Annotated in this window: 27 protein-coding genes; 19 read left to right on the forward strand and 8 right to left on the reverse strand. The window is 41.9% G+C overall.

Annotated elements, in window-relative coordinates; genetic code table 11:
* Positions 1-6: 6 nt before the first annotated feature.
* The 10 genes from secY to rplQ all read left to right on the forward strand — a co-directional run bounded on the left by secY (position 7) and on the right by rplQ (position 6,183).
* Positions 7-1,347 carry a preprotein translocase subunit SecY gene (secY, locus tag ACVW2L_RS20955; protein ID WP_457129897.1) on the forward strand — a complete coding sequence of 447 codons (1,341 nt, stop codon included), beginning with the start codon at positions 7-9 and terminating at the stop codon, positions 1,345-1,347.
* Between the two features lie 5 nt (positions 1,348-1,352).
* Positions 1,353-2,144: a type I methionyl aminopeptidase gene (gene map, locus ACVW2L_RS20960; protein ID WP_457129898.1), complete on the forward strand. Its 792-nt coding sequence runs from the start codon at positions 1,353-1,355 to the stop codon at positions 2,142-2,144.
* Positions 2,145-2,207: 63 nt separating this feature from the next.
* Positions 2,208-2,426, forward strand: coding sequence for a translation initiation factor IF-1 (gene infA / locus ACVW2L_RS20965; RefSeq protein ID WP_294794535.1), 219 nt, complete (start codon positions 2,208-2,210; stop codon positions 2,424-2,426).
* Positions 2,427-2,434: 8 nt separating this feature from the next.
* Positions 2,435-2,551 (forward strand): type B 50S ribosomal protein L36, encoded by a 117-nt coding sequence (gene ykgO / locus ACVW2L_RS20970; RefSeq protein ID WP_022833269.1) that lies wholly within the window; start codon positions 2,435-2,437, stop codon positions 2,549-2,551.
* A 68-nt stretch (positions 2,552-2,619) separates the two neighbouring features.
* Positions 2,620-2,997: a 30S ribosomal protein S13 gene (rpsM, locus tag ACVW2L_RS20975; protein ID WP_457129899.1), complete on the forward strand. Its 378-nt coding sequence runs from the start codon at positions 2,620-2,622 to the stop codon at positions 2,995-2,997.
* Between the two features lie 132 nt (positions 2,998-3,129).
* Positions 3,130-3,519: a 30S ribosomal protein S11 gene (gene rpsK / locus ACVW2L_RS20980; RefSeq protein ID WP_457129900.1), complete on the forward strand. Its 390-nt coding sequence runs from the start codon at positions 3,130-3,132 to the stop codon at positions 3,517-3,519.
* A 67-nt stretch (positions 3,520-3,586) separates the two neighbouring features.
* Entirely contained in the window at positions 3,587-4,195 is a 609-nt protein-coding gene (rpsD, locus tag ACVW2L_RS20985) for a 30S ribosomal protein S4 (RefSeq protein ID WP_457129901.1), read from the forward strand.
* Between the two features lie 157 nt (positions 4,196-4,352).
* Positions 4,353-5,345 carry a DNA-directed RNA polymerase subunit alpha gene (locus ACVW2L_RS20990; RefSeq protein WP_457129902.1) on the forward strand — a complete coding sequence of 331 codons (993 nt, stop codon included), beginning with the start codon at positions 4,353-4,355 and terminating at the stop codon, positions 5,343-5,345.
* Positions 5,345-5,461 (forward strand): ferredoxin-thioredoxin reductase catalytic domain-containing protein, encoded by a 117-nt coding sequence (locus tag ACVW2L_RS20995; protein WP_457130219.1) that lies wholly within the window; start codon positions 5,345-5,347, stop codon positions 5,459-5,461. Before ACVW2L_RS20990 ends, ACVW2L_RS20995 begins: the two co-directional genes overlap by 1 nt.
* A gap of 110 nt (positions 5,462-5,571) precedes the next feature.
* Entirely contained in the window at positions 5,572-6,183 is a 612-nt protein-coding gene (gene rplQ, locus ACVW2L_RS21000) for a 50S ribosomal protein L17 (RefSeq protein WP_457129903.1), read from the forward strand.
* Between the two features lie 130 nt (positions 6,184-6,313).
* Here rplQ and can (ACVW2L_RS21005) read toward each other — a convergent pair whose 3' ends face one another.
* The 3 genes from can (ACVW2L_RS21005) to ACVW2L_RS21015 all read right to left on the reverse strand — a co-directional run bounded on the left by can (ACVW2L_RS21005) (position 6,314) and on the right by ACVW2L_RS21015 (position 9,032).
* Positions 6,314-7,024, reverse strand: coding sequence for a carbonate dehydratase (gene can / locus ACVW2L_RS21005; RefSeq protein WP_457129904.1), 711 nt, complete (start codon positions 7,022-7,024; stop codon positions 6,314-6,316).
* Between the two features lie 10 nt (positions 7,025-7,034).
* Positions 7,035-8,633, reverse strand: coding sequence for a SulP family inorganic anion transporter (locus tag ACVW2L_RS21010; RefSeq protein ID WP_457129905.1), 1,599 nt, complete (start codon positions 8,631-8,633; stop codon positions 7,035-7,037).
* Positions 8,634-8,699: 66 nt separating this feature from the next.
* A complete protein-coding gene (locus ACVW2L_RS21015; RefSeq protein WP_457129906.1) occupies positions 8,700-9,032 on the reverse strand; it encodes a hypothetical protein in 333 nt (110 codons plus the stop codon).
* A 189-nt stretch (positions 9,033-9,221) separates the two neighbouring features.
* Here ACVW2L_RS21015 and ACVW2L_RS21020 point away from each other — a divergent pair, with 189 nt between their 5' ends.
* Positions 9,222-10,763 (forward strand): acyl-CoA carboxylase subunit beta, encoded by a 1,542-nt coding sequence (locus ACVW2L_RS21020; protein ID WP_457129907.1) that lies wholly within the window; start codon positions 9,222-9,224, stop codon positions 10,761-10,763.
* 24 nt (positions 10,764-10,787) lie between these two features.
* The gene (locus tag ACVW2L_RS21025; protein WP_457129908.1) at positions 10,788-12,404 is read left to right on the forward strand and encodes a S8 family peptidase; all 1,617 of its coding nucleotides are present in this window, start codon (positions 10,788-10,790) and stop codon (positions 12,402-12,404) included.
* A gap of 289 nt (positions 12,405-12,693) precedes the next feature.
* Here the strand turns inward: ACVW2L_RS21025 and ACVW2L_RS21030 are convergent, their stop codons facing one another.
* Positions 12,694-13,602 carry an IS3 family transposase gene (locus ACVW2L_RS21030; RefSeq protein ID WP_457126506.1) on the reverse strand — a complete coding sequence of 303 codons (909 nt, stop codon included), beginning with the start codon at positions 13,600-13,602 and terminating at the stop codon, positions 12,694-12,696.
* Positions 13,599-13,922, reverse strand: a complete 324-nt coding sequence (locus ACVW2L_RS21035) for a hypothetical protein (protein ID WP_457126385.1) — start codon at positions 13,920-13,922, stop codon at positions 13,599-13,601. Before ACVW2L_RS21035 ends, ACVW2L_RS21030 begins: the two co-directional genes overlap by 4 nt.
* A 247-nt stretch (positions 13,923-14,169) precedes the next feature.
* Here ACVW2L_RS21035 and ACVW2L_RS21040 point away from each other — a divergent pair, with 247 nt between their 5' ends.
* The 3 genes from ACVW2L_RS21040 (at position 14,170) to ACVW2L_RS21050 (ending at position 16,757) form a co-directional block, all read left to right on the forward strand.
* On the forward strand, positions 14,170-14,583 hold the full coding sequence (locus tag ACVW2L_RS21040; protein WP_457129909.1) for a GNAT family N-acetyltransferase: 414 nt from the start codon (positions 14,170-14,172) through the stop codon (positions 14,581-14,583).
* A 68-nt stretch (positions 14,584-14,651) separates the two neighbouring features.
* Positions 14,652-15,767, forward strand: coding sequence for a M42 family metallopeptidase (locus tag ACVW2L_RS21045; RefSeq protein WP_457129910.1), 1,116 nt, complete (start codon positions 14,652-14,654; stop codon positions 15,765-15,767).
* An 87-nt stretch (positions 15,768-15,854) separates the two neighbouring features.
* Positions 15,855-16,757 carry a nucleotidyltransferase family protein gene (locus ACVW2L_RS21050; RefSeq protein WP_457129911.1) on the forward strand — a complete coding sequence of 301 codons (903 nt, stop codon included), beginning with the start codon at positions 15,855-15,857 and terminating at the stop codon, positions 16,755-16,757.
* Positions 16,758-16,824: 67 nt separating this feature from the next.
* Here ACVW2L_RS21050 and ACVW2L_RS21055 read toward each other — a convergent pair whose 3' ends face one another.
* Positions 16,825-17,004: a hypothetical protein gene (locus ACVW2L_RS21055; protein ID WP_457129912.1), complete on the reverse strand. Its 180-nt coding sequence runs from the start codon at positions 17,002-17,004 to the stop codon at positions 16,825-16,827.
* 49 nt (positions 17,005-17,053) lie between these two features.
* Complete coding sequence (locus ACVW2L_RS21060; protein WP_457129913.1) at positions 17,054-17,395, reverse strand: hypothetical protein; 342 nt, start codon at positions 17,393-17,395, stop codon at positions 17,054-17,056.
* An 88-nt stretch (positions 17,396-17,483) separates the two neighbouring features.
* Between ACVW2L_RS21060 and ACVW2L_RS21065 the strand changes: the two genes are divergently transcribed.
* From ACVW2L_RS21065 to ACVW2L_RS21075, 3 genes are all read left to right on the forward strand, one after another.
* Positions 17,484-19,028 carry a glycoside hydrolase family 31 protein gene (locus ACVW2L_RS21065; protein ID WP_457129914.1) on the forward strand — a complete coding sequence of 515 codons (1,545 nt, stop codon included), beginning with the start codon at positions 17,484-17,486 and terminating at the stop codon, positions 19,026-19,028.
* Entirely contained in the window at positions 18,958-19,746 is a 789-nt protein-coding gene (locus tag ACVW2L_RS21070; RefSeq protein WP_457129915.1) for a TIM-barrel domain-containing protein, read from the forward strand. The genes ACVW2L_RS21065 and ACVW2L_RS21070 overlap by 71 nt, the downstream gene beginning before the upstream one ends.
* An 80-nt stretch (positions 19,747-19,826) precedes the next feature.
* Positions 19,827-20,528 (forward strand): TMEM175 family protein, encoded by a 702-nt coding sequence (locus ACVW2L_RS21075; protein ID WP_457129916.1) that lies wholly within the window; start codon positions 19,827-19,829, stop codon positions 20,526-20,528.
* A 73-nt stretch (positions 20,529-20,601) separates the two neighbouring features.
* Here ACVW2L_RS21075 and dnaK read toward each other — a convergent pair whose 3' ends face one another.
* The gene (gene dnaK, locus ACVW2L_RS21080; protein ID WP_457129917.1) at positions 20,602-22,515 is read right to left on the reverse strand and encodes a molecular chaperone DnaK; all 1,914 of its coding nucleotides are present in this window, start codon (positions 22,513-22,515) and stop codon (positions 20,602-20,604) included.
* 259 nt (positions 22,516-22,774) lie between these two features.
* Between dnaK and can (ACVW2L_RS21085) the strand changes: the two genes are divergently transcribed.
* Entirely contained in the window at positions 22,775-23,431 is a 657-nt protein-coding gene (gene can / locus ACVW2L_RS21085; RefSeq protein WP_457129918.1) for a carbonate dehydratase, read from the forward strand.
* Positions 23,432-23,451 lie beyond the last annotated feature (20 nt).

Below are 23,451 nucleotides of genomic sequence, written 5' to 3' on the forward strand. Positions count from 1 at the left end.
ATTTCTATGAAGAAATTCATCACCACATTATCCAATATCTGGAAAATTGAGGATCTAAGAGTGCGTATAACTAACACACTCTTATTTCTTTTAATATATCGTGTAGGTTCATTCGTGCATCTTCCGGGTGTAGACGCATCGAAAACTGATACCAACAAGGCTGAAGGCCTGGTTGGTTTATTAAATATGTTTGCGGGTGGTTCGTTTTCGCGTATATCTATCTTCGCATTAGGTGTTATGCCTTATATCTCTGCATCCATTGTGATGCAGTTGTTGGGTATAGCAGTACCTTATTTTGCTAAAATGCAAAAGGAGGGCGAAAGTGGCCGTAACAAGATCAACCAGTGGACACGTTATCTTACTATCGTTATTACGGCTGTACAAGCTGTGGCTTACCTGAACTCTCAGGTAACGGCTAATGAGATATTGATTGCTAACCCAATGTTTACCATAATGAATACCCTGGTGTTAACTGCGGGTACATTATTTGTAATGTGGTTAGGCGAGAAAATTACAGATAAAGGTATAGGCAATGGTATTTCATTGATTATTATGGTGGGTATTATTGCTACGTTACCAAGTGCATTTTTAGCTGAGTTTGACAACCGTACAACCGGTACAGGTGGTTTAATTGCCTTTATTGTGGAGTTGGTGGCGTTAATAGGTGTGGTAATGTTTACTATACTTATTGTTCAGGGAACCCGCAAAATAGCGGTTCAGTATGCAAAACGTATTGTTGGCAATAAACAGTATGGTGGCGTTCGTCAGTACATTCCTTTAAAGGTGAATGCTGCCGGTGTTATGCCTATCATATTTGCGCAGGCGCTTATGTTTATACCGGCTACCGTGGCGTCGTTTTTCCCAACCGCGGCATCAAACAGCATTTTGATAGCATTAACCAACTATACATCGTGGTTACACAATGGCTTGTTGGCTATACTGATCATAGTATTTACTTATTTTTATACTGCTATCACGGTTAACCCGAAGCAAATGTCTGACGACATGAAAAAGAATGGCGGATTTATTCCCGGTATTAAACCAGGTCTTCCAACAGAAAGCTTCATTGACGGTGTTATTTCAAAGATCACCCTGCCCGGCTCGGTATTTTTAGCTATCATAGCTATTATACCTGCTATAGCCAACATGGTAGGTATAAACAACCTGTTTGCGCGTTTCTTTGGTGGTACCTCGCTTATCATTCTTGTAGGTGTTGTTTTAGACACCTTACAACAGATAGAAAGCCACTTGTTAATGCGCCACTATGACGGATTGATGAAAACCGGCAGAATAAAAGGACGTTCGGCTGTGCCAGCCGCTGCCGGAACAACTCCGACAGCCATTTAATAAGCATGTCAAAGATCATTTATAAGTCTGCCGAAGAGATAGAACTAATAAGAGAGAGCGCACAGCTGGTTGCAAAAACCCATGGCGAAGTAGCCAAAGTTATTGGGCCTGGTGTACGCACTATTGATCTGAATAAATTAGCTGAAACCTATATACGCGATAATGGCGGTGTTCCTGCATTTTTAAACTACGGTGGGTTTCCTTACTCGCTTTGTATTTCGCTGAACGATCAGGTGGTACATGGCTTCCCGGGAAAGTACGAGTTAAAGGATGGAGATATCGTATCTGTTGATTGCGGTGTAATACTTAATAAGTACTACGGCGACTCCGCTTTTACTTTTGCCATTGGCGAGATAAGCGAGCAAGCTAAAACGCTTTTGCGTGTAACACGCGAATGCCTTGACAAAGGAATTGAAAAGGCAGTTGTGGGTATGCGCATTGGCGATATTGCCTATGCTGTACAGGAGCATGCCGAAAAGCATGGTTTTGGTGTGGTTAGAGAGTTGGTTGGCCATGGTGTTGGAACCAGACTGCATGAGAAGCCCGAAGTGCCTAATTATGGCAAACGTGGGGCAGGAGTGAAACTGGAGGAGGGAATGGTGATTGCCATTGAGCCAATGATAAACGCGGGCAGAGCCGGTGTTAAGTTTTGGGATGATGGCTGGACAGTATCAACAATTGATGGTAAACCATCTGCGCATTTTGAGCACACGGTAGCAATACGCAAAGGTAAAGCCGACATATTATCGTCATTTGATTATGTTGATAATGTTTTAAAAGAAAAAATAAATAATTAAAAATATTTTATTAATTTTGCGTCCCGCTTTTGGGGCGGATAATTTAGTAATAATCAGTAAAATATGGCAAAACAATCTTCGATTGAACAAGATGGTACAATTCGGGAGGCGTTATCAAACGCGATGTTCAGAGTTGAACTTGAAAACGGTCATGAGATTATTGCGCACATATCAGGTAAAATGAGGATGCACTACATCAAAATTTTACCTGGTGATAAAGTAAAGTTGGAAATGAGTCCTTACGATTTATCAAAGGGCCGTATTACATACAGATATAAATAATAAGCGAGATGAAAGTTAGAGCATCCATAAAAAAACGTAGTGCTGATTGCAAGATCATTCGTCGTAACGGCAAACTTTACGTTATCAACAAAAAGAACCCTAAGTTCAAACAACGTCAGGGATAATTAGAAAAGCGCAACAGGTCGTACAACGGTAGCCGCCGTTCGGTTGTTGCACAAAAAACAAAACAAATATGGCAAGGATTTCAGGTATTGATTTACCAAAGAACAAAAGAGGCGAGATAGGCCTAACCTACATTTACGGTATTGGCCGTTCAACTGCTGTTGAAATTTTAACTAAAGCAGGTATCGATCTAAACACTAAAGTGCAGGATTGGAATGACGATCAGCTTACAGCTATTCGTACTATCATCAACGACGAGATAAAGGTGGAGGGAGCGCTTCGTTCAGAAGTTCAGCTTAACATCAAACGCTTAATGGATATTGGTTGTTACCGTGGTACACGTCATCGTAAAGGGTTGCCTCTGCGTGGTCAGCGTACTAAAAACAACTCACGTACCCGTAAAGGAAAACGTAAAACAGTTGCTAACAAAAAGAAAGCTACTAAATAGTGATTAGTGATTGGTGATCAGACATTCGTTCTGATCGTCGTCATTAGGAATAAATAAAATTAAAACGATTGGTGGGTCCGAATTATGAATCAATAATTCAGTAATTCATTAAATCAATAATTAAAACATAAAATGGCTAAAGCTAAAAAAGTAACCAAAAAGCGTATTGTGATTGTTGAAGCCGTTGGCGAAGCACACATCAACGCTACCTTCAACAACATTATCATTACCTTAACCAACAAAACCGGTCAGGCTATATCATGGTCATCAGCTGGTAAAATGGGCTTCAAGGGTTCAAAAAAGAACACTCCTTATGCTGCTGGTCAAGCTGCTGCCGATTGCGGTAAAGCTGCTTATGATTTAGGTTTGCGTAAAGTTGAAGTATTTGTAAAAGGTCCTGGATCTGGTCGCGAGTCGGCTATCCGTACTCTGCAAACTACAGGTATTGAGGTTACTACAATAAAGGACATTACGCCACTTCCGCACAACGGTTGCCGTCCATCAAAAAGAAGAAGAGTTTAATTAATCAATTTTTTAAAGCTAAGATTCAGCGGCTGCGGGCCGTTTGATACTTTAAAAGCAACAAATAATGGCAAGATATACAGGTCCAAAATCAAGAATTGCACGTCGTTTCCGTGAGCCCATCTTCGGCCCGGATAAAGCGTTAGAAAGAAAAAACTACGGCCCTGGTATGCATGGCGCTTCAAAAAGAAGAGGCAAGCAATCAGAGTACGCAGTACAGTTAATGGAGAAACAAAAGGTAAAATACACTTATGGTGTATTAGAGCGTCAGTTCGAAAACCTGTTTCACCGTGCTTCTGCTAAAGAAGGTATTACCGGCGAAAACTTGTTAAAGTTTTTAGAGGCCCGTTTAGATAACGTGGTATTCCGTTTAGGTATTGCTCCAACACGTTCTGGTGCACGCCAGTTAGTTGGCCACAAACACATTAACGTAAACGGAAACGTTGTCAACATTGCTTCTTACCAGGTAAAAGCAGGCGACGTAATTTCTGTTCGCGAGAAATCAAAATCTTTAGAGGCTATCACTACATCGGTAGCTGGTCGTAAAATAAACAAGTATAGCTGGATTGAGTGGGATGCTGCTAATTTAACAGGCAAGTTCCTTAACTATCCAAACCGCGATGAGATTCCTGAAAACATCAAGGAAAACCTGATCGTCGAGTTGTACTCTAAATAATAAGATATGAGATTTGGGACATGAGATTTGATATAAAATTCAAATCTCATTTTTCAGTTTCATAACTAAACATTAATAAACTGTGGTTTAGGTAAGGTTGGATCTCCAATTACATACTCAAATCTATTAGCAATCAAACAATAAATAAAGGATATAAATGGCAATTTTAGCATTTCAAAAACCAGACAAGGTTATCATGCAGAAATCGACTGATTTTGAGGGTACGTTTGAGTTTCGTCCGTTAGAACCAGGCTTCGGTGTAACCATTGGTAATGCTCTGCGTCGTATCTTACTTTCATCGCTTGAAGGTTTTGCAATTACTTCTGTACGTTTCTCAGGAGTTACGCATGAGTTTTCAACTATTAAAGGTGTTGTTGAAGACGTTACCGAGATCATATTAAACCTGAAACAAGTAAGGTTTAAAAAATCAGGTGATTCTGGCGACAACGAGAAAGTTTTCGTGATCATCAATGGTCAGGATGCTTTCAAAGCCGGCGATATTACCAAGTTCTCAAACAACTTTACTGTTTTAAATCCTGATATGGTTATCTGTAACATGGATTCTTCAGTAACCCTTGAAGTTGAATTTACTATCAACAAAGGGCGTGGTTATGTACCAAGCGAGGAGAATAAAAACCCGGATGCGAACGTTGGCGTAATTGCTATTGATTCCATCTACACCCCGATAAAGAACGTTAAATATACCATCGAGAACTATCGTGTTGAGCAAAAAACCGACTATGAAAAATTAGTTTTGGATATTGCTACTGATGGATCTATCCATCCTGAAGACGCGCTTAAAGAAGCTGCTAAGATCTTGATCCAGCATTTTATGCTTTTCAGCGACGAGAACATGATGTTAGAAGCACAAGCTAAAGAAGAAACTAAAGAAGTTGACGAGGAAATCTTACACATGCGTAAGATCCTTAAAACTGAATTGGTTGATCTTGATCTTTCTGTCCGTGCGTTAAACTGCTTAAAAGCAGCTGATATCCGCAGCCTGGCTGACCTGGTATCATATGACGTAGCAGACATGCTGAAATTCAGAAACTTTGGTAAAAAATCATTAACAGAAATTCAGGACCTGGTTAAATCAAAAGGATTGTCTTTTGGCATGAACCTGGCTAAATTTAAGTTAGACGAAGAATAATTTTTAAGAGTCAAGAATCAAGAGACAAGAACCAAGACTGTTTTTGCATTTTATTCTTGACTCCTGATTATAACAAACAACAGTTGAGAGAAGAGGAGATAAGCAACAGGACATAAATCTTGCATCTTGATTCTTGCCTCTTGATTCTAATAATAACCGCGTAATTCCGAGGGCTTGACGATAAACCGCCGCCCAACGGTATGCACGTGCCACAAACAACAAAACAATGAGACACGGTAAAAAAGTAAATCACCTGGGGCGTACCAACAGCCACCGCAAGGCAATGTTAGCTAACATGGCTACATCGCTTATCCTGCACAAACGCATTACAACTACATTAGCTAAAGCAAAAGCTTTACGCGTTTATGCAGAGCCTATTTTAACAAAATCAAAAGACGATACTACACACTCACGTCGTACAGTGTTCAGCTATTTGCAGGACAAAGACGCGGTGTCTATCCTTTTCCGCGATATCGCAGCAAAAATTGCTGATCGCCCAGGAGGTTATACACGTATTGTTAAATTAGAAAACCGTTTAGGCGATAACGCTGAAATGGCAATAATTGAATTAGTAGACTATAACACTGTTTACACTAAAGGCGAAGCAGCTGTTGCTAAAAAATCAACTCGTCGTCGTGGTGGTAAAGGTGGCGCTGCTGTTGCTGCACCGGCTAAGGAAGAAGTTGTTTTAGATGCTCCGGTAGCTGAGGAAGTAACAGAAGCTCCAGAAGCGGAAGTTGCAGAAACAGCTGTAGCTGAAGAAACTGCTGCACCTGCTGCAGAGGAAACTCCTGAAGCACCAGCTAAAAACGAAGAAAACGCAGAGAAAGGCGAATAATATCGTCTTCTTTAAATATTAAAACGGCCCCGATTTATCGGGGCCGTTTTTGTTTATACAATTGTTGCAAAATAAAAATCCCGGCAGCCTTTCGGCATACCGGGACAACCTTAAAACAAAAGGTCTATAGTTAATGGGCCGCTACTTCAGTTTCTTCAAACTCGTACACATACCCCAACTTGTGCGAATCGTTTGCGCTTACGCCCAGATCCTTTATCAACCCTGTTGAGATATCCACTATCCAGCCGTGTACAGAAAGGTCGTCTCGCTCTTTCCATGCGTTTTGTATAATGGTGGTTTTACAAAGGTTGTAGGCCTGCTCGGTTACATTTAGTTCAACTAAACGGTTTACCTTTTGTGCCTGATCTGTAATGCGGTCCAGCTCGTGGCTATGCAGGCGGTACACATCTTTTATATGGCGCAGCCAGTTATCAATTAAACCAAATTGTTTATTGCTTAACGCAGCTGCCACGCCGCCGCAGCCATAGTGGCCCGCTACAATTACGTGCTTTACTTTTAATACGTTAACAGCATAGTCTAACACGCTCAGCATATTCATGTCAGTATGCACACATACATTGGCAATGTTACGGTGCACAAAAACCTCGCCCGGTTTGGTGCCGGTAACTTCGTTAGCAGGTACACGGCTGTCTGCGCAACCAATCCATAATACTTCGGGGCTTTGGCCTTTTGCCAGCGTTGTAAAAAACTCAGGGTCTTCCTGTAGTCTTTTATCCACCCATGTGCGGTTGCCTGCTAATAGTTTGGTATAGCTTTCAGTATTGGCCAATTGCAATTTATATTTTTCGGTAGTACTTACTCCGTTGTTATTATTTTTCATCGTAAAAATCTTATTTAAGTTCTTGTAACAAATCTTTCATTTTAGGTACATCGTACCTTTCTTTAATACATTCAAGTGATACTATAATGCCTTTAGTATAAGCATTATGCTTAAAGTTATGGATGATCTCCAAGACATCGGGGTCAATGTATCTTGACGCCGAGCCATCAATTATAACTTCGGTTTCCTTAGGGATATTGGTGAGTGTTACCTGTATGGCTGCTTTGTTTAAAAACGAAACCTCCTCTGCCAACCGTATCCGTATTTTACGCCCGTTACTTTCAATATGGTAGAAATATGAGTTGCGTAAGTTGGTTAAAAGCAGGAAGAATATGGCCACTAACATGCCAATGCCAACCCCTTTCAACAGATCGGTAAAATAAATGGCGACGATAGTAACCACAAAAGGAACAAACTGTGGCAGGCCTTTGTGCCACATATGTTTGAATAGGCTTATGCGCGTTAGTTTATAACCCGTCATCAATAGTATAGCTGCCAGGCACGACAGCGGTATAATATTAATAACCACAGGTATAGTTAATAGCGATATTAACAGTAAACAACCATGCACTATAGCGCTCACCTTTGTGCGGGCACCGGCGTTGACGTTGGCTGATGACCTTACAATAACGGCCGTCATTGGCAACCCACCCAACATAGCGCTTACTAAGTTGCCTGTGCCCTGTGCCAGCAATTCGCGATTGGTTGGCGATACTCTTTTTATTGGATCTATTTTATCAACTGCTTCCAGGCTAAGCAAGGTTTCTAAACTGGCTACTACGGCAAAAGTTAAGGCGGTTAAAAATATATCCAACCGGCCTATTTGACTAAAATCCGGCGATCTGAAGAGGCCAAAAAACTCACCCGCGCTTTTTACAACGGGTATGTTTACCATTTGCTTATCGCGCAAATCCAGGTCTGTTCCGTTAAAAACCAACACTAAAATGATACCCGTTACTACCACCAGCAGGGGGGCAGGCACCAAGGCCAGCTTTTTTACTTTGGGCCAGTAAATTAGTATCGCCAATGATACCATGGTGATAATAACGGCGCCGTAATTTATTTTAGAAAACGCTATCATTACCTCCGAAAAGGTATTATGCTGATCTGTTTGTGCAAAACCTTCATCTCCTTCAAAATCGGCATCGTATCCCACTGCGTGCGGAAACTGTTTCATAATAAGAATGATACCAATAGCTGCCAGCATGCCTTCAATTACTGATGAAGGGAAGTAATTAGCTATGGTTCCTGCTTTTATTAAACCGAATATTATTTGCATAACGCCCGCAAGGAAAACCGCGAGTAAGAATGATTCGTAGGATCCTAATCCTGTTATAGCATTTAATACAATTACGGTTAAGCCTGCTGCCGGCCCGGCAACGCTAAGCTGCGAACCGCTCATCATGCCTACTACTATACCGCCAACAATGCCTGTAATTAAGCCCGCAAATAATGGGGCGCCCGATGCAAGCGCAATGCCTAAGCATAAAGGCAGTGCTACCAGAAACACTACTATGCTTGATGGAAGATCCTTTTTAAGGTTTTTAGGGAGAAAATACTTTTTTATATTAAGGAAGCCTGCAATGCCCCCAGTCTGCTGTGATTGCATATCAATTTTTTAGTTAAATTTTTAGAAATAGCCGTACAAGCCGGGAGAGTGCCCGGCTTAATTTAACTAAACGTTTGGAGGGGGGGTAGGTACCACCTTATGGTATAACCTTACTGCTAAGGCTTTCTCCTTATTATGCAGTCTATTGGTTTCAACTAATAAGGGTTTGTAGTCAAAAAAGCTGTAAATATGTTCGTCGAAGCCTTTTTTTTCTTTTAACAAATCTTTGTCTGTACTGTCTTTTTCGCCTTTGGTCTCTTGCTCAAGCTGCATAATTACTGATGCTGCTATCTTGGCATCAAGCAAAGAAAATATAGGAATAACCGATATAGTCATCTTTGTAGCAAAGACAACCATAAACAGCAAACTTGCAAAAGTTCTTTTATTCCTACTATTCATCCGTTACAAATATATAAAAATCTGCGCCCGCAAATTATAAATAATTTGTGTCAACATATATTTTTAAAATTAGCTGACAGTTTTAATTGATTCAAAATATGTGCAACGCGCTTAAAACGTTTATGTCTAACATATATTATAACAAGCATAATTACTATTTTTAGCATTGCACATTAACACACAGCCATTGTGAAAGACAAAATAGACCAATTAAATAAAAGGCGCCGGGATGCGCTGGCAGGCGGCGGGCAGGCCCGCATTGAAAGTCAGCATAAAAAAGGCAAACTAACTGCACGCGAGCGCTTACACTTTTTAATGGATGAAGGCTCGTTTCAGGAGATAGGTATGCTGGTTACCCATCGCTCCGTTGATTTTGGTATGGAAAATGAAAAGTATCCCGGCGATGGTGTTGTTACCGGGTATGGCACCATAAACGGGCGTTTGGTATACGTTTTCTCGCAGGATTTTACCGTTTTCGGTGGTTCGCTTTCTGAAACACATGCCGAAAAGATATGTAAGATAATGGACATGGCGCTAAAGAACGGCGCACCTGTAGTGGGGCTGAATGATTCTGGCGGAGCACGTATACAGGAGGGGGTGGTATCATTGGGTGGCTATGCCGATATATTTTACCGTAATACAATGGCGTCTGGCGTGGTGCCGCAAATTTCGGCTATTATGGGCCCATGCGCAGGGGGCGCTGTTTATTCTCCCGCTATTACAGATTTTATTTTGATGGTTGAGCATACCTCGTACATGTTTGTTACCGGCCCCAACGTAGTAAAAACCGTTACACACGAAATAGTAACATCAGAAGAGTTAGGTGGTGCCAATACCCATGCAAGCAAATCGGGCGTAACGCATTTTGCCTGCGCTAATGAGATAGATGCTATTCAACATGTAAAAAAACTACTCTCATACATGCCGCAAAACTGCGAAAGCATGGCCCCGGCTTTACCATATCAACCGCAAGATGAGTTACGCCCCGGACTTGACAATTTCCTTCCTGAAACTGCCTCGCAGCCTTATGATGTGCGGGAAGTAATAGGCCAGGTGATTGATTCTGATAGCTTTTTAGAAGTTCATAAAGATTTTGCAGAAAACCTGGTGGTGGGGTTTGCGCGCCTGGCAGGCCGCAGTATAGGCATAGTTGCCAACCAGCCCGCTTTTTTAGCCGGCGTATTGGATAGGCATGCTTCTGTAAAAGGGGCGCGCTTTGTACGTTTTTGCGATAGTTTTAATATCCCGCTATTGGTTTTTGAAGATGTGCCTGGCTTTTTACCGGGTACGGATCAGGAATGGAACGCTATTATTACTAACGGAGCCAAGTTGCTCTATGCTTTTTGCGAAGCTACGGTACCTCGTGTTACCGTGATATTACGTAAAGCTTACGGTGGGGCCTATGATGTGATGAACTCCAAACATATTGGTGCTGATATGAATTATGCCTGGCCATCAGCAGAGATAGCCGTAATGGGAGCCAAAGGCGCAGCAGAAATTATTTTTAAGCGCGAAATAAACGCTGCTGCCAACCCTGAGTCGAAATGGAAGGAAAAGGAAGCGATGTACTCAGAGATATTTGCCAACCCTTATCGCGCAGCAGAACGTGGGTTTATAGATGAAGTTATTGAGCCATCTGCAACACGGCTTAAATTGATTAACGCTTTTAAAATGCTGGAGAATAAAGTGGTCAATAATCCGCGTAAAAAGCACGGCAACATCCCATTATAGGCCGCATAACGATTAATACTTAAAATGAGAATATATATAATGAAAAGAATGAAGATGATTAGAAAGTTAGTACTTGCCCTATGCCTGTCAATACCCTTGTTCGCATCTGCCCAGCAAGTTAAAAAACCCGTATCGGGCTGGCAAAACCTCGACCTAAAAACCGACTCGGTATTTGGCATCGGCACAGAAAAAGCTTACAATGAGCTGCTGAAAGGAAAAAAACATACTACCGTATTAGTAGCAGTAATTGACGGCGGCGTTGACACGGCCCACGAGGATTTAAAAGATGTGTTGTGGATAAACCCGAAAGAAAAAGCGGGCGATAAAATAGATAACGACAAGAATGGTTATGCTGACGACCTGCATGGATGGAATTTTATAGGATCTGCTAAAGGGAATGTGGAGTTTGATAACCTGGAAATAACCCGCCTGGTACGCAATTATAAAAGGAAATTTGCAGCGCTGGATACTAATAAGCTAACAGGTGCCGATGTAGCAGCGTTTGCAGCGTACAAGAAACTTAATGCCGAGGTTAATGGAGAAATAGCAAAATCAAAGCAAAGCTTTACAGGGGTGAATAACTTCAAGGTGGCCTTAGACAATATTTTGGCGGCTATCGGCAAGAAAGATCCAACAGCCGACGAGTTGGTTAAATATCAGCCAAAAAACAGCGCCGAGGCCAGGGTGCAAAAAACAGTATTGAGCTATTTGCCTGATTACAAGAATGTGAGCGATTTTGTTAAGAAAGAGATTATGCCCGCGTGGGATCATTACAATGAACAATTGGAATATAATTACAATGTTGATTTTGACCCGCGCAATATTGTAGGTGATAATTATGCCGACGTTAATGAACGTTTTTATGGCAACACTGACATTACCGGCCCCAATGCTGATCACGGATCGCATGTGTCGGGCATCATTGGCGCTAACAGGACAAATGGAATAGGTATACAAGGCGTGGCTGATGATGTTAGGATAATGGGTGTACGCACGGTACCAACCGGCGATGAGCGTGATAAAGATGTAGCCAACGCTATAAGATATGCGGCTGCCAATGGTGCCCGCGTTATTAACATGAGCTTCGGTAAATCTCAGTCGTACAATAAAAAAATTGTTGATGAGGCCGTTAAATTTGCCATGAGCAAAGATGTATTGATAATACACGCTGCTGGTAACGACAATAATAATACAGAGAAAGAAAACAATTTTCCGAGCCGCGTATATGAAGATAAAAGCGGAAAGGCACAGGCCTGGATAGAAGTAGGTGCATCCGGGCCCAAAGACGATCTTACGTTAAAAGCTGATTTTTCTAACTATGGCAAAACCACGGTAGACGTTTTTGCACCGGGTGTTGATATTAACTCAACAACGCCTGGTTCAACCTACGCCTTGCATAGCGGCACCAGTATGGCGGCGCCGGTAGTAGCCGGGCTGGCAGCGCTTATCCGATCATATTACCCTAAACTGACAGCCTTGCAGGTTAAGGACATTATTTTAAGATCAGTGGAAAAAGTAACACATAAAGTAACCTTAACGGAAGGAAAAGAAAGCCGTGAAGCTGCTTTTGATGAGCTTTGCATAACAGGCGGTATAGTTAACGCTTACAATGCACTTAAATTAGCTGCAAATTATAAATAAGAAAAAGTGATTTTCAATGCAGACAGGATCGAATTGATCTTGTCTGCATTTTTTGTCCCACTGTTTGTATCGTCCTGAAAAAAGTTTACACTTTTAATGATTAATCCTGTGATAAGTTTACACTTTAATTTTAGTCCTGTTATAGGTTTACACTTTTCTAAATATAAAGAATAAACTATTGTTGTTTGCTTGTTGTGTGGGAATGTGGGAAACTCCTTCAGTTTTCCATATTTCCACATGTTTTTCGTTTTTTGCTTCTTTTTTCTTTTTACTGTCTCCTTTCTTTTGTTTAAAACTGTGGTACCCGATTTCTGCAGGGTCTGTTAACCCAACTCTTCCATTTACGTTGGATCGGGCCGGTTTGCCCATGTGCCTGGTCAGGGGTCATCATATCAATGCTGCTATGCAGCCTCACGCTGTTATAAATCTCAACAGCTGTTACTGCCGACTCCCGGGCGCTTGTAAGGTGGGGATATACTTCCTTAAGTAACTCCAGCTTTAGTATTCCGTTTACTCTTTCTGCAATGGCATTATCCCTGGGATCACCGCTTTGGGTCATGCTGATAGCGATAGCGGCTTGATTTAACAAACCGATATAGTTTTCACAACAGTATTGTGAACCACGGTCTGAATGATGGATCAACAGTTCATTACCCGTCCTTTCTTTAAGCGCCATTTCCAGAGCCGCCACAGGCCCCTGACCTGATAGGTCCTTATTCATGTGGTAACCCACGATCTTACGACTGTAAGCATCTGTAACCAAACTCAGATAAGCGAATATGCTCTTTTTCAGTCGTATATAGGTAATGTCACTCACCCATAATTCTTCTGAACGGCTTAATACGATACCCTTTATCAGGTCGGGGTATTTCTTCATCCAGTGATTCGAGTCCGTTGTCCGGGGCTTACTGTGCCTACGCTTTCTGTTTAACAAACCGTTTTCACGCAGCAGGTCAAACACCCGGTCTCTGCCCCTGACGATATGATGATCTGCCATAAATGGCTCCATCATCGCATACAACTTTCGTCCTCCAAGTTTCGGTTGAAGCAGGCGGTGAGCAAGCACCTGAGCGATTATCAGGTCGTCCTCCAGTACACTTTTTCCTAATGCTTTTTGATATTGATAATACGCCTGTGGCGAATGACCAAGCAGTCTGCAAAGCTCACGAAGTCCCCGTGAGCAGCTTTGCATTTTCATTTGGACCGCCTGGTGCCATGCTTTTTTCGCAGGTCTATACCCAGCTCCTTACTGGATATATCGATCATCAGATCCTGTAACTCAATCTTCAGACGAGCTTTTCGAAGCTCCTCACGGAGCGTCTTAACATCATCCGGTAAGGTTGTGTCTTCTACTGAAATGGCTTTAATTGCTGCCGGCTTCTTTTCTTTCTTTTGCTTTGACATCACCATCCGGTGGATTTGCGCACGGGATATTCCGTACTTTTTCTCTAAAGCTCGGTAATTTAATCCCAATAAATTACGATCCATAAGTATCGATTCTGCTGTTCTTTCGTCCATCTTTGTTTACTTAATGTGTAAACCTATTTCAGGACGAGACAGTTTTCCACAGAATTTCATTTCTTTATCATCCCTGTAAATCAATTGTTTACGATGTTTTTACAGCTAAAATTCCTGACTTATAAGTAGTCTCATATTGTCCCACTAAAAAAACGTAACTTATTAATTATCAAAAATTTGCCATAAATTGTGTCCCAAATTGTCTCACATTGTCCCACCCCCACGTGGGACAACACATACATACTCTATGTTACAAATAGAACAGATTCGTCCTGAGCTCACCTGGCGTTTACGCCGCGATGTGTTATACCCGGATGAACCGTTTTCCCAAATGGAAATGGAAGAGGATAACCACGGCTATCATTTCGGCGCGTTTGCGGATAACAAACTTGTAGCTGTGGTGTCATTATTCCCTAAAGGGGATGATTTTCAGTTTCGCAAGTTCGCCGTAGTGCCTGAAGCACAAGGGCAGGGTGTAGGTAAAACCTTGCTTCAATACATTAACAGTTTTGCTACAAATGAAGGGGGCAGCCGCTTATGGTGCAATGCACGTGTGTCGGCCATTGGGTTTTATTCTAAATCAGGATTCAGGCAAACAGGCAATACATTTAATCGTAACGGTATTGATTATGAGATAATGGAAAAGCGCATTAAAAATTAAGAACATTATATGTACGGCTTTGTTATATTTGCTTTCGGCCCTTTAGGGGTCAAAAAGCCGAATACAATATGTCTAAAAAGAAATCTGAAAAGCAACCTCATGTTGCAGTTGTAAACGATAACTCATTATCATTTCTAGAGAAATACATTAACAATGCTTCGCCCACCGGTTTTGAGTGGAAAGGGCAGCAGCTTTGGTTAGATTACATCAAGCCTTATATTGATGATCATTACGTAGATAACTATGGCACAGCCGTAGGTATTATTAATCCTGAAGCGGAATACAAAGTAGTTATTGAGGCCCACGCCGACGAGATTTCTTGGTTTGTAAATTACATTACTAACGATGGCCTGATCTACGTAATCCGCAACGGCGGCTCTGACCACCAGATAGCACCTTCAAAACGCGTGAATATCCATACTGATAACGGTGTGGTTAAAGCTGTATTTGGCTGGCCCGCCATACATACCCGTTTAGGCGGCGAAAAGGAAGAGGCACCGTCACTTAAGAACATCTTTCTTGATTGCGGCTGCACCTCAAAAGAAGAGGTTGAAAAACTCGGCATTCACGTTGGTTGCGTAATTACTTACGAGGATGAGTTTATGATATTGAACGACCGGTACTATGTTGGCCGCGCGTTGGATAACCGCGTTGGCGGCTTCATGATAGCAGAAGTGGCCCGTTTACTTAAAGAAAATAACGTTAAACTGCCGTTCGGCCTTTACATAGTAAATGCGGTTCAGGAAGAGATAGGTCTGCGTGGTGCCGAAATGATAGCGCATCGCATTAAGCCAAATGTAGCCATCGTGACAGACGTTACGCATGATACCCAAACGCCTATGATCAGCAAAATAACTCAAGGCGATTTGGCTTGTGGAAGGGGCCCTGTTTTATCTTATGCGCCCGCAGTTCAAAATAACGTAAATAAGGTGTTGATAGAAACTGCCCAAAAGGCGGGTATTCCTTTCCAGCGCCAGGCCTCATCGCGCTCAACTGGTACTGATACAGATGCATTTGCGTACTCAAATGACGGCGTGCCGTCGGCTTTGATATCCTTGTGTCTGCGTTACATGCACACCACGGTTGAGATGGTGCACAAAGAAGACGTGGATAATGTTATCAGTTTAATTTATGAATCATTATTGCAAATTAAATCGGGGCAAGATTTTAGGTACATCAAATAATATTATATATTTACAACAAAATTGAGTTTTTGTTATTGATTTAATAAAAAAAATTCCGAAACATTACTAAATCATCACTGTCAGACAATGAAACCTACTCTACTTATTTTGGCCGCAGGTATGGCCAGCCGCTATGGAAGCATGAAACAAACTGATGGCTTTGGCCCCAACGGCGAAACTATTATTGACTATTCTATATACGATGCCATTAAGGCTGGCTTTGGAAAGGTAAGTTTTATTATCCGCGAGGAGTTTGCCGAGAAGTTTCAGTCGATATTTGAACCCAAGCTGAACGGCAGAGTAGAAACTGATTATGTTTTTCAGAGCTTTGATCTGAAACCATTTGGTATTGATAAAGAAGTTGAGCGCGCCAAGCCCTGGGGGACCGCCCATGCAGTATTAGCAGCGCGTAACCAGGTTAAGGAGCCGTTTTGCGTTATTAACGCAGATGATTATTACGGTTACGACGCTTTTGAGAAAATGGTTAAATTTTTAACCACCGAGGCTTCTGATACGCAATACTCGTTGATGGGTTATCAGATAGATAAAACGTTGTCAGAAAATGGCTCAGTGTCTCGAGGTGTGTGCGAGGTTGACGAAAAGGGCAACATGACCGGCGTTAACGAGCGAACCGAAGTTTATTTTAAAGAGGACGGGAGCGTTGCCTATAAAGATGCTACAGGCGAACATCCGTTGCCTAATGACAAGCCGGTTTCTATGAATTTTTGGGGATTTACTCCGGCCGTGTTTGATCAAAGCCTGCCAATGTTCCAACAATTTGTTGAGGCTAATGCAGAAAATCCTAAGGCTGAATTTTTTATTCCACTTGTTGCAGACGAATTAATTAAAAGCGGACAAGCAGCATTTAAAGTTATTCCAACACCATCAAAATGGTTTGGTGTAACTTATAAAGAAGACAAAGAAATTGTACAGGCATCTATATCGGCTTTGGTTGAGAATGGTACCTACCCTGCCAATTTGTGGGATTAATTAATTGCTTATAAAACAAAAAAAGCCGGCTCAATATATGAGCCGGCTTTTTTATTGGCTATTACTTTTACTTACACACGCAAGCAGAAGTAACATTTGAGCAAGTTGCCTTGCTGGTGCATTTAGCCTTAGTACATGCTGTACAAGTTGCTTTTTTAACAACTTTTTTTGCGGGTACTTTGCCATCAGCAAATACGCTGGCGCATGCAAATAATGCTACTATAACTCCTAATCCTAATTTTTTCATGTCATGATATTTTATAAAGTTTTAATGTTTTAATTCTCTGATTGAACATTTAAACTTTTGGTGGTTTCCAGTCCTTAGTGAGGTAAACGGCTGAATTGCCATATCGATATATCGGGACTGTTTTTTCTGTTAGCGTAGCCAATGCCGCCGTTAAACTAAGAGGCTCAACAGCTAAAAAGCCGCAGATGCTGCACGTTAGCAACATATTGCAACCATATTCCTCGCAGCTATCTTCCTGATGTTTTTTTTCGGGCGCTTTGGGGCAACGAGCGTTTTTATTAACCCTGGCGCAGCAATTGGCTTTCTCTGCCAATTGCAAAGGCTTTACCGTTCCGGCAAAAGCCGATAGTAAAACTATACACAAGATAAGCAACGACGCCAAAAATTTCATTATTCAAATATAGTTAAAATCGATGACCGGTATAATGATGGATACACATTTGCCTAAAACTAAAAAACCTTAAAACGGTTGATTTAGTATGCACGTAGAATTATTGGGAAATACTGAATCTGCAGAAATGCAAAATGGGGTTTTAGTTATCAGCACATCCGTTGCCAAAGCGCAGGTTATGCTATACAGCGATACCGTTATCCGCATTTGTATAACCAAAGCAGATAAGCAGCCGGATGAGTCGTTGGCCGTTATCACGAGTCCGCAGGATAATATGACCTATCAGGACTTTGATAATACCATCGAGCTATATACATCTGCCATCAAAGTTTTAATCAATAAAAACCCATTACGGTTTAGTTTTTTTACAGATGATGGAAAACTTTTAAGTGGAGATGACCAGCGCTTCGGCACAACACTCGAAGGCGACAAAGTAATGAACTACCGCAAACTTCATGCAGATGAGATGTTTTTGGGCTTGGGCGAAAAGACAGGTAATCTCAACAAACGCGGCATGCACTATGTAAACTGGAATACGGACGCGGCTGTGCATACCACTAAAGACGATCCCTTATATAAAACTATCCCATTTTATCTGGGCCTGCACAGCGGCGTTTGCTACGGTTTGTTTTTCGATAACCACCATAGAAGCTATTTTGATTTTGGAGCCAGTACCGACGAGCAGTTTACCTGGTTTGGAGCTGACGGCGGGGATATGAACTACTATTTCTTCGGCGCGCAAAGCATAGCCGAAATTATTAAGGATTATACCTGGCTTACCGGGCGGATGGAAATGCCTCCACTGTGGAGCCTTGGCTATCAACAATGCAGGTGGAGCTACATGAGTGCTTATGAAGTGCTGGGCATCGCAAAAAAGTTCAGAGAACGCAGCATTCCTGCCGATGCCATCTATTGCGATATAGACTACATGGATGATTTTAAGATCTTCACCTGGAACAAGCAAAGCTTTCCTGATCCGAAGGGAATGGTCGACCAACTAAAAGCTATCAATTTTAAACTGGTAACGATAGTTGACCCGGGGATAAAAATTGAACAAGGTTACAAGGAATACGACGAAGGTGTTGCCAAATGTTACTTTGCCACCTATCCCAACGGCGAATTATACACTGGCAGCGTTTGGGCGGGCCGCAGCCATTTTCCTGATTTTTTTAATGAAGAGGTACGCGAATGGTGGGGTAAAGCCTTTACAGCGCTGACTGGTGTTGGAGTAGAAGGGTTTTGGAACGACATGAACGAACCCGCCGCCTGGGGACAAAACATACCACCGATAGTAAAATTTGGCGACCGTTATATGCCCGAAATTCGGAATGCATACGGTATGCAAATGTCACGTGCCACGCAGGCGGGTACAAAAAAGATATTAGACAATAAGCGCCCATTTATACTAACCCGGGCCGCCTATGCTGGCACCCAGCGTTATTCTGCCATTTGGACCGGCGACAACTCTGCCAGCGATGAACATATGTTATTTGGGCAGCGGCTGGTAAATAGCCTTGGCCTTGGCGGCTTCTCGTTTATTGGAGTAGATATGTGGTGGATTTATGGGCAACCCTACACCCGAATTAATGGTGCGCTGGAATTCTTTAGGTGTTTATACGCCAATGTTCCGTAACCACGCAGCGCAGGGAATGAACATGCGCGAACCGTGGGAGTGGGGCGAAGAATACGAGAATATCATTCGTAAGGATATAGAACTGCGTTATAAATTGCTGCCTTACATTTATTCGGGTTTTTACAAGTCAACACAAACGGGCATGCCCTTGAGCCGCACATTGGCTATTGACTACACCTGGGACGAAAATGTTTATAATGAACGTTTTCAAAACCAATTTCTTTTTGCCGATACAATATTGGTTGCTCCTGTTATAAGTACGGAAAATACAGCCGATGTTTATTTGCCGCAAGGGGATTGGTATCGTTTAACCACAGATGAGTATTTTGAAGGGGCGCAGATAGTGAATGTCGCTGCGCCATTGAATGATCTGCCTGTTTTTATTAAGGGCGGTGCAATCATCCCAATGCAGAGTTTAATTCAAAGCACGGCTGATGAATGTGATGGAACGCTTTACATTAACGTTTGGAACGGCTTTGCCGAAAGTGAATTTATTTATTATGAGGACGATGGCATCAGCTATCAATATGAAAAAGGAGAATATTATAAGCGTGCTATCCGGTTCAATCCTCGGGATAGATCAATAACATTTTCTGAAGTAGAAGGAAATTTCAAATCTAAATATCCATATCTGCAGGTAGTCTTACATGGGTTTAGTCAGCCTAAATTAATTGATAAAAGGGATAACATTAGTTCGGAATTAGTTGTGCGTTATTGATAATGTTGCCGAAAGAGCTTAGAAATAATTAGTCATGATATTTTTCGTGGCTTTTATCTATCTTAATGGCGTAAATTGCTATGAAACAACACGACCATCTTTTAGACCAACACGACCCCGGGCGGAGGGATTTTCAGATAGAACGTCTTATTCTATTTACCGACGCGGTATTCGCTATTGCTATAACATTGTTAATAATTGAGATAAAAGCTCCTGAGGGTCACAATAAAAATACCCATGAGCAGATAGTTGATCTACTGAACATGATACCAAAGTTCGTTGGGTTTATGATGAGCTTTTTCGTGATAGCCATTTACTGGCGTAGTCACCATCGCATATTTGGTTTTGTAACCAATTTTACCGAAAAACTGATATGGATGAATATGCTGTTTCTGTTCACGGTGGTGTTGATGCCGTTTTCGTCAGCATATTTTAGCGAAAATCAACTGCAAACGGTTCCCTATGTGTTTTACAATGCTAATGTTATAATTATGGCAATAGTTAATTTTCGCATCATTAGATATGTATTTAATCCTGCTAATAACATAGCCGAACACTTACCATCAGCGCAGTTTTTACACCTCTTCAGGATGCGGGCCATAGCTATACCTGCATTCTTTTTTTGCTGCTTATTAATCGCCCTGATTTTTGGAGCTCCGTTCCCTATTATATATTTCATGATCTGGCCGATGATGTATATCCTAAACAGGTATAACAAACGTAAGTTTCAAGAAAAGCCGGCAGTTGCCGAAAATGCAGCCACAGAGCAAAGCCAAGCTTAAACGCATAAAACAAAAAGCCCTCTCCGTTTAATCAGAGAGGGCTTTGATATATATTGAGTTTACTTATTGTAGCTTACTTCACTTCTTCAAAGTCAACATCGGTAACATCATCAGCTGCACCTTGCGCGCCACCGGCATTACCGCCAGGCTGGCCTGCATCAGCACCAGGTTGTTGTCCGGCTTCAGCAGATGCTTTGTACATATCCTCAGAAGCTGCTGTCCACGCTGTGTTCAGTTCTTCTTGTGCTACTTCAATATCAGCTAAGTTTTTAGACACATAAGCAGCTTTAAGCTTGGTTAAACCTTCTTCAATAGCGCCTTTTTTATCAGCAGGTATTTTATCGCCGTACTCTTTCAGTTGTTTTTCTGTAGAGAAGATCAGTGCGTCGGCACCATTCAGTTTTTCAACTTCTTCTTTTGCCTTTTTGTCAGCATCAGCATTAGCTTCTGCTTCATCCTTCATTTTTTTGATCTCAGCGTCAGTTAAACCTGAAGAAGCCTCAATGCGGATCTTTTGCTCTTTACCGGTAGCTTTATCTTTTGCAGATACATGCAATATACCGTTGGCATCAATATCAAAAGTTACCTCAACTTGTGGCACGCCACGAGGAGCTGGTGGAATACCATCCAGGTGGAAACGGCCTATAGTACGGTTAGCTGATGCCATTGGGCGCTCACCCTGCAAAATGTGGATCTCCACAGATGGCTGACTGTCTGACGCGGTAGAGAAAACTTCCGATTTTTTGGTTGGGATAGTAGTGTTTGATTCTATCAGTTTGGTCATTACGCCACCCATGGTTTCAATACCTAATGAAAGCGGGGTAACGTCTAACAGTAACACATCCTTAACTTCGCCGGTTAATACACCACCTTGTATAGCTGCACCAATTGCAACAACCTCATCAGGGTTTACACCTTTTGAAGGCGATTTACCGAAGAATTTTTGTACTGCATCTTGTATAGCAGGTATACGGGTTGAACCACCTACCAATATTATCTCGTCAATATCGCTTGTGCTGTAACCTGCGTTTTTCAAAGCAGTTTTACAAGGCTCAATAGTACGTTTGATCAGGCTATCAGCCAGTTGCTCAAATTTAGCACGGGTTAAAGTTTTAACTAAGTGTTTTGGCACACCGTCGCCAGCGCTGATGTATGGTAAGTTAATTTCTGTTTGAGTTGAGCTTGATAACTCAATTTTAGCTTTTTCTGCAGATTCTTTTAAACGTTGCAAAGCCATTGGATCTTTACGCAGATCTATACCTTCGTCGCTTTTAAACTCATCCGCCATCCAGTCAATAATAACCTGGTCAAAGTCATCACCACCTAAGTGTGTATCACCATCGGTTGATTTTACTTCGAAAACGCCATCGCCTAACTCCAGTACTGATACGTCATGCGTACCGCCACCGCAGTCAAACACAGCAATTTTCATGTCCTTATGAGCTTTGTCTAAGCCGTAAGCTAAAGCAGCAGCAGTAGGTTCGTTAATAATACGACGAACTTTTAAGCCTGCAATTTCACCGGCTTCTTTGGTAGCCTGGCGTTGTGCATCATTAAAGTAAGCAGGTACAGTAATAACCGCTTCTGTAACTTCGGTACCTAAAAAGTCTTCCGCAGTTTTTTTCATTTTCTGCAAAATCATTGCAGAAATTTCTTGTGGCGTGTACTTGCGGTCGCCAATTTCAACACGCGGAGTGTTGTTGTCGCCTTTTACTACGCTGTAAGGCACGCGTTCTGCTTCTTTAGTAACCTCGTTAAACTGGTTACCCATGAAGCGTTTAATAGATGAAATAGTTTTTGTAGGATTAGTAATAGCCTGACGTTTTGCAGGATCACCTACCTTACGCTCGCCATTGTCGATAAAAGCTACTACTGACGGCGTAGTACGTTTGCCCTCGCTGTTAGCTATAACTACAGGTTCGTTACCTTCCATTACAGATACGCAGGAGTTTGTTGTTCCTAAGTCGATTCCGATTATTTTAGACATATGATTATTGTTTCTTTACTTGATTGTTTTACCTAATACATGCTTATTAACAAGGGTTGTGCCAAATTAGGTTTGTCAGTTTTTTGGGCGGCGAGTGCTTAGTGGGGGGTGACTTGTGGTATTAAATAGTCAGAATGTGGGTGGAAACGGTGACAGGTTGGCAGAGGTTGGGGTAATTAAGTTAACGACTACATCGTTTAGAATCTCTTTTAACAAAACTTTAAAAATTGTTACTTTGCGAATACAATTTAATTAATCTATGTGTGCACAAATTCACGATACCGGTCATATAACTTATGAAAGCCTTTTAGCCGGCAATGAACAGTTCATAGCAAAATCACTTGAACTCGATCCGCAATATTTTGAAAAGCTGGCAAGGGGCCAAAATCCGCCGGTTTTATGGATAGGCTGCGCCGATAGCCGTGTGCCGGCCAACCAGATCACCAACACGCAGCCGGGCGAGATCTTTGTGCACCGTAACATTGCAAACATGGTGATACATACAGACATGAACATGCTGAGTGTGCTGGATTATGCGGTGAACGTTTTAAAAGTAAGGCACGTTATTGTTACCGGCCATTATGGGTGTGGCGGCGTTATTGCTGCCATGAGTAATAAAGAATTTGGATTGATAGATAACTGGTTACGTCACATTAAAGACGTTTATCGTATTTATGCAGAGCAGTTAGACAGAATAACAGATGAGAAAGAGCGCACCAACCGCCTCGTTGAGCTGAACGTGGTTGAAAACGTTTACAACCTCTGCAAAACTTCTATCGTACAAAACGCATGGTCTACCGGGCAGGAGTTAGCGGTGCATGGCTGGGTATACAGCATAGAGACAGGTAAAATAAAAGATATGGGCGTAAGCACCCGCAATAACGAGAACATGGATGAGGTGTTTAGGTTTCAATAGTAGAAAGAATCAAGAATCAA

Source organism: Mucilaginibacter sp. HD30, from assembly GCF_054061755.1.

Bases quoted from the DNA above. Each gene is read 5' to 3' on its own strand.
- ykgO (WP_022833269.1), top strand. From the start codon at position 2,435: ATGAAAGTTAGAGCATCCATAAAAAAACGTAGTGCTGATTGCAAGATC.
- rpsK (WP_457129900.1), top strand. From the start codon at position 3,130: ATGGCTAAAGCTAAAAAAGTAACCAAAAAGCGTATTGTGATTGTTGAA.
- ACVW2L_RS21065 (WP_457129914.1), top strand. From the start codon at position 17,484: ATGCACGTAGAATTATTGGGAAATACTGAATCTGCAGAAATGCAAAAT.
- rpsD (WP_457129901.1), top strand. From the start codon at position 3,587: ATGGCAAGATATACAGGTCCAAAATCAAGAATTGCACGTCGTTTCCGT.
- ACVW2L_RS21040 (WP_457129909.1), top strand. From the start codon at position 14,170: ATGTTACAAATAGAACAGATTCGTCCTGAGCTCACCTGGCGTTTACGC.
- can (WP_457129918.1), top strand. From the start codon at position 22,775: ATGTGTGCACAAATTCACGATACCGGTCATATAACTTATGAAAGCCTT.
- ACVW2L_RS21035 (WP_457126385.1), bottom strand. From the start codon at position 13,922: ATGGACGAAAGAACAGCAGAATCGATACTTATGGATCGTAATTTATTG.
- infA (WP_294794535.1), top strand. From the start codon at position 2,208: ATGGCAAAACAATCTTCGATTGAACAAGATGGTACAATTCGGGAGGCG.
- ACVW2L_RS21045 (WP_457129910.1), top strand. From the start codon at position 14,652: ATGTCTAAAAAGAAATCTGAAAAGCAACCTCATGTTGCAGTTGTAAAC.
- secY (WP_457129897.1), top strand. From the start codon at position 7: ATGAAGAAATTCATCACCACATTATCCAATATCTGGAAAATTGAGGAT.
- can (WP_457129904.1), bottom strand. From the start codon at position 7,024: ATGAAAAATAATAACAACGGAGTAAGTACTACCGAAAAATATAAATTG.
- ACVW2L_RS21075 (WP_457129916.1), top strand. From the start codon at position 19,827: ATGAAACAACACGACCATCTTTTAGACCAACACGACCCCGGGCGGAGG.
- ACVW2L_RS21030 (WP_457126506.1), bottom strand. From the start codon at position 13,602: ATGAAAATGCAAAGCTGCTCACGGGGACTTCGTGAGCTTTGCAGACTG.
- ACVW2L_RS21015 (WP_457129906.1), bottom strand. From the start codon at position 9,032: ATGAATAGTAGGAATAAAAGAACTTTTGCAAGTTTGCTGTTTATGGTT.
- ACVW2L_RS21010 (WP_457129905.1), bottom strand. From the start codon at position 8,633: ATGCAATCACAGCAGACTGGGGGCATTGCAGGCTTCCTTAATATAAAA.
- ACVW2L_RS21055 (WP_457129912.1), bottom strand. From the start codon at position 17,004: ATGAAAAAATTAGGATTAGGAGTTATAGTAGCATTATTTGCATGCGCC.
- ACVW2L_RS21050 (WP_457129911.1), top strand. From the start codon at position 15,855: ATGAAACCTACTCTACTTATTTTGGCCGCAGGTATGGCCAGCCGCTAT.
- rpsM (WP_457129899.1), top strand. From the start codon at position 2,620: ATGGCAAGGATTTCAGGTATTGATTTACCAAAGAACAAAAGAGGCGAG.
- ACVW2L_RS21070 (WP_457129915.1), top strand. From the start codon at position 18,958: ATGGGCAACCCTACACCCGAATTAATGGTGCGCTGGAATTCTTTAGGT.
- ACVW2L_RS21025 (WP_457129908.1), top strand. From the start codon at position 10,788: ATGAGAATATATATAATGAAAAGAATGAAGATGATTAGAAAGTTAGTA.
- map (WP_457129898.1), top strand. From the start codon at position 1,353: ATGTCAAAGATCATTTATAAGTCTGCCGAAGAGATAGAACTAATAAGA.
- rplQ (WP_457129903.1), top strand. From the start codon at position 5,572: ATGAGACACGGTAAAAAAGTAAATCACCTGGGGCGTACCAACAGCCAC.
- dnaK (WP_457129917.1), bottom strand. From the start codon at position 22,515: ATGTCTAAAATAATCGGAATCGACTTAGGAACAACAAACTCCTGCGTA.
- ACVW2L_RS21060 (WP_457129913.1), bottom strand. From the start codon at position 17,395: ATGAAATTTTTGGCGTCGTTGCTTATCTTGTGTATAGTTTTACTATCG.
- ACVW2L_RS20990 (WP_457129902.1), top strand. From the start codon at position 4,353: ATGGCAATTTTAGCATTTCAAAAACCAGACAAGGTTATCATGCAGAAA.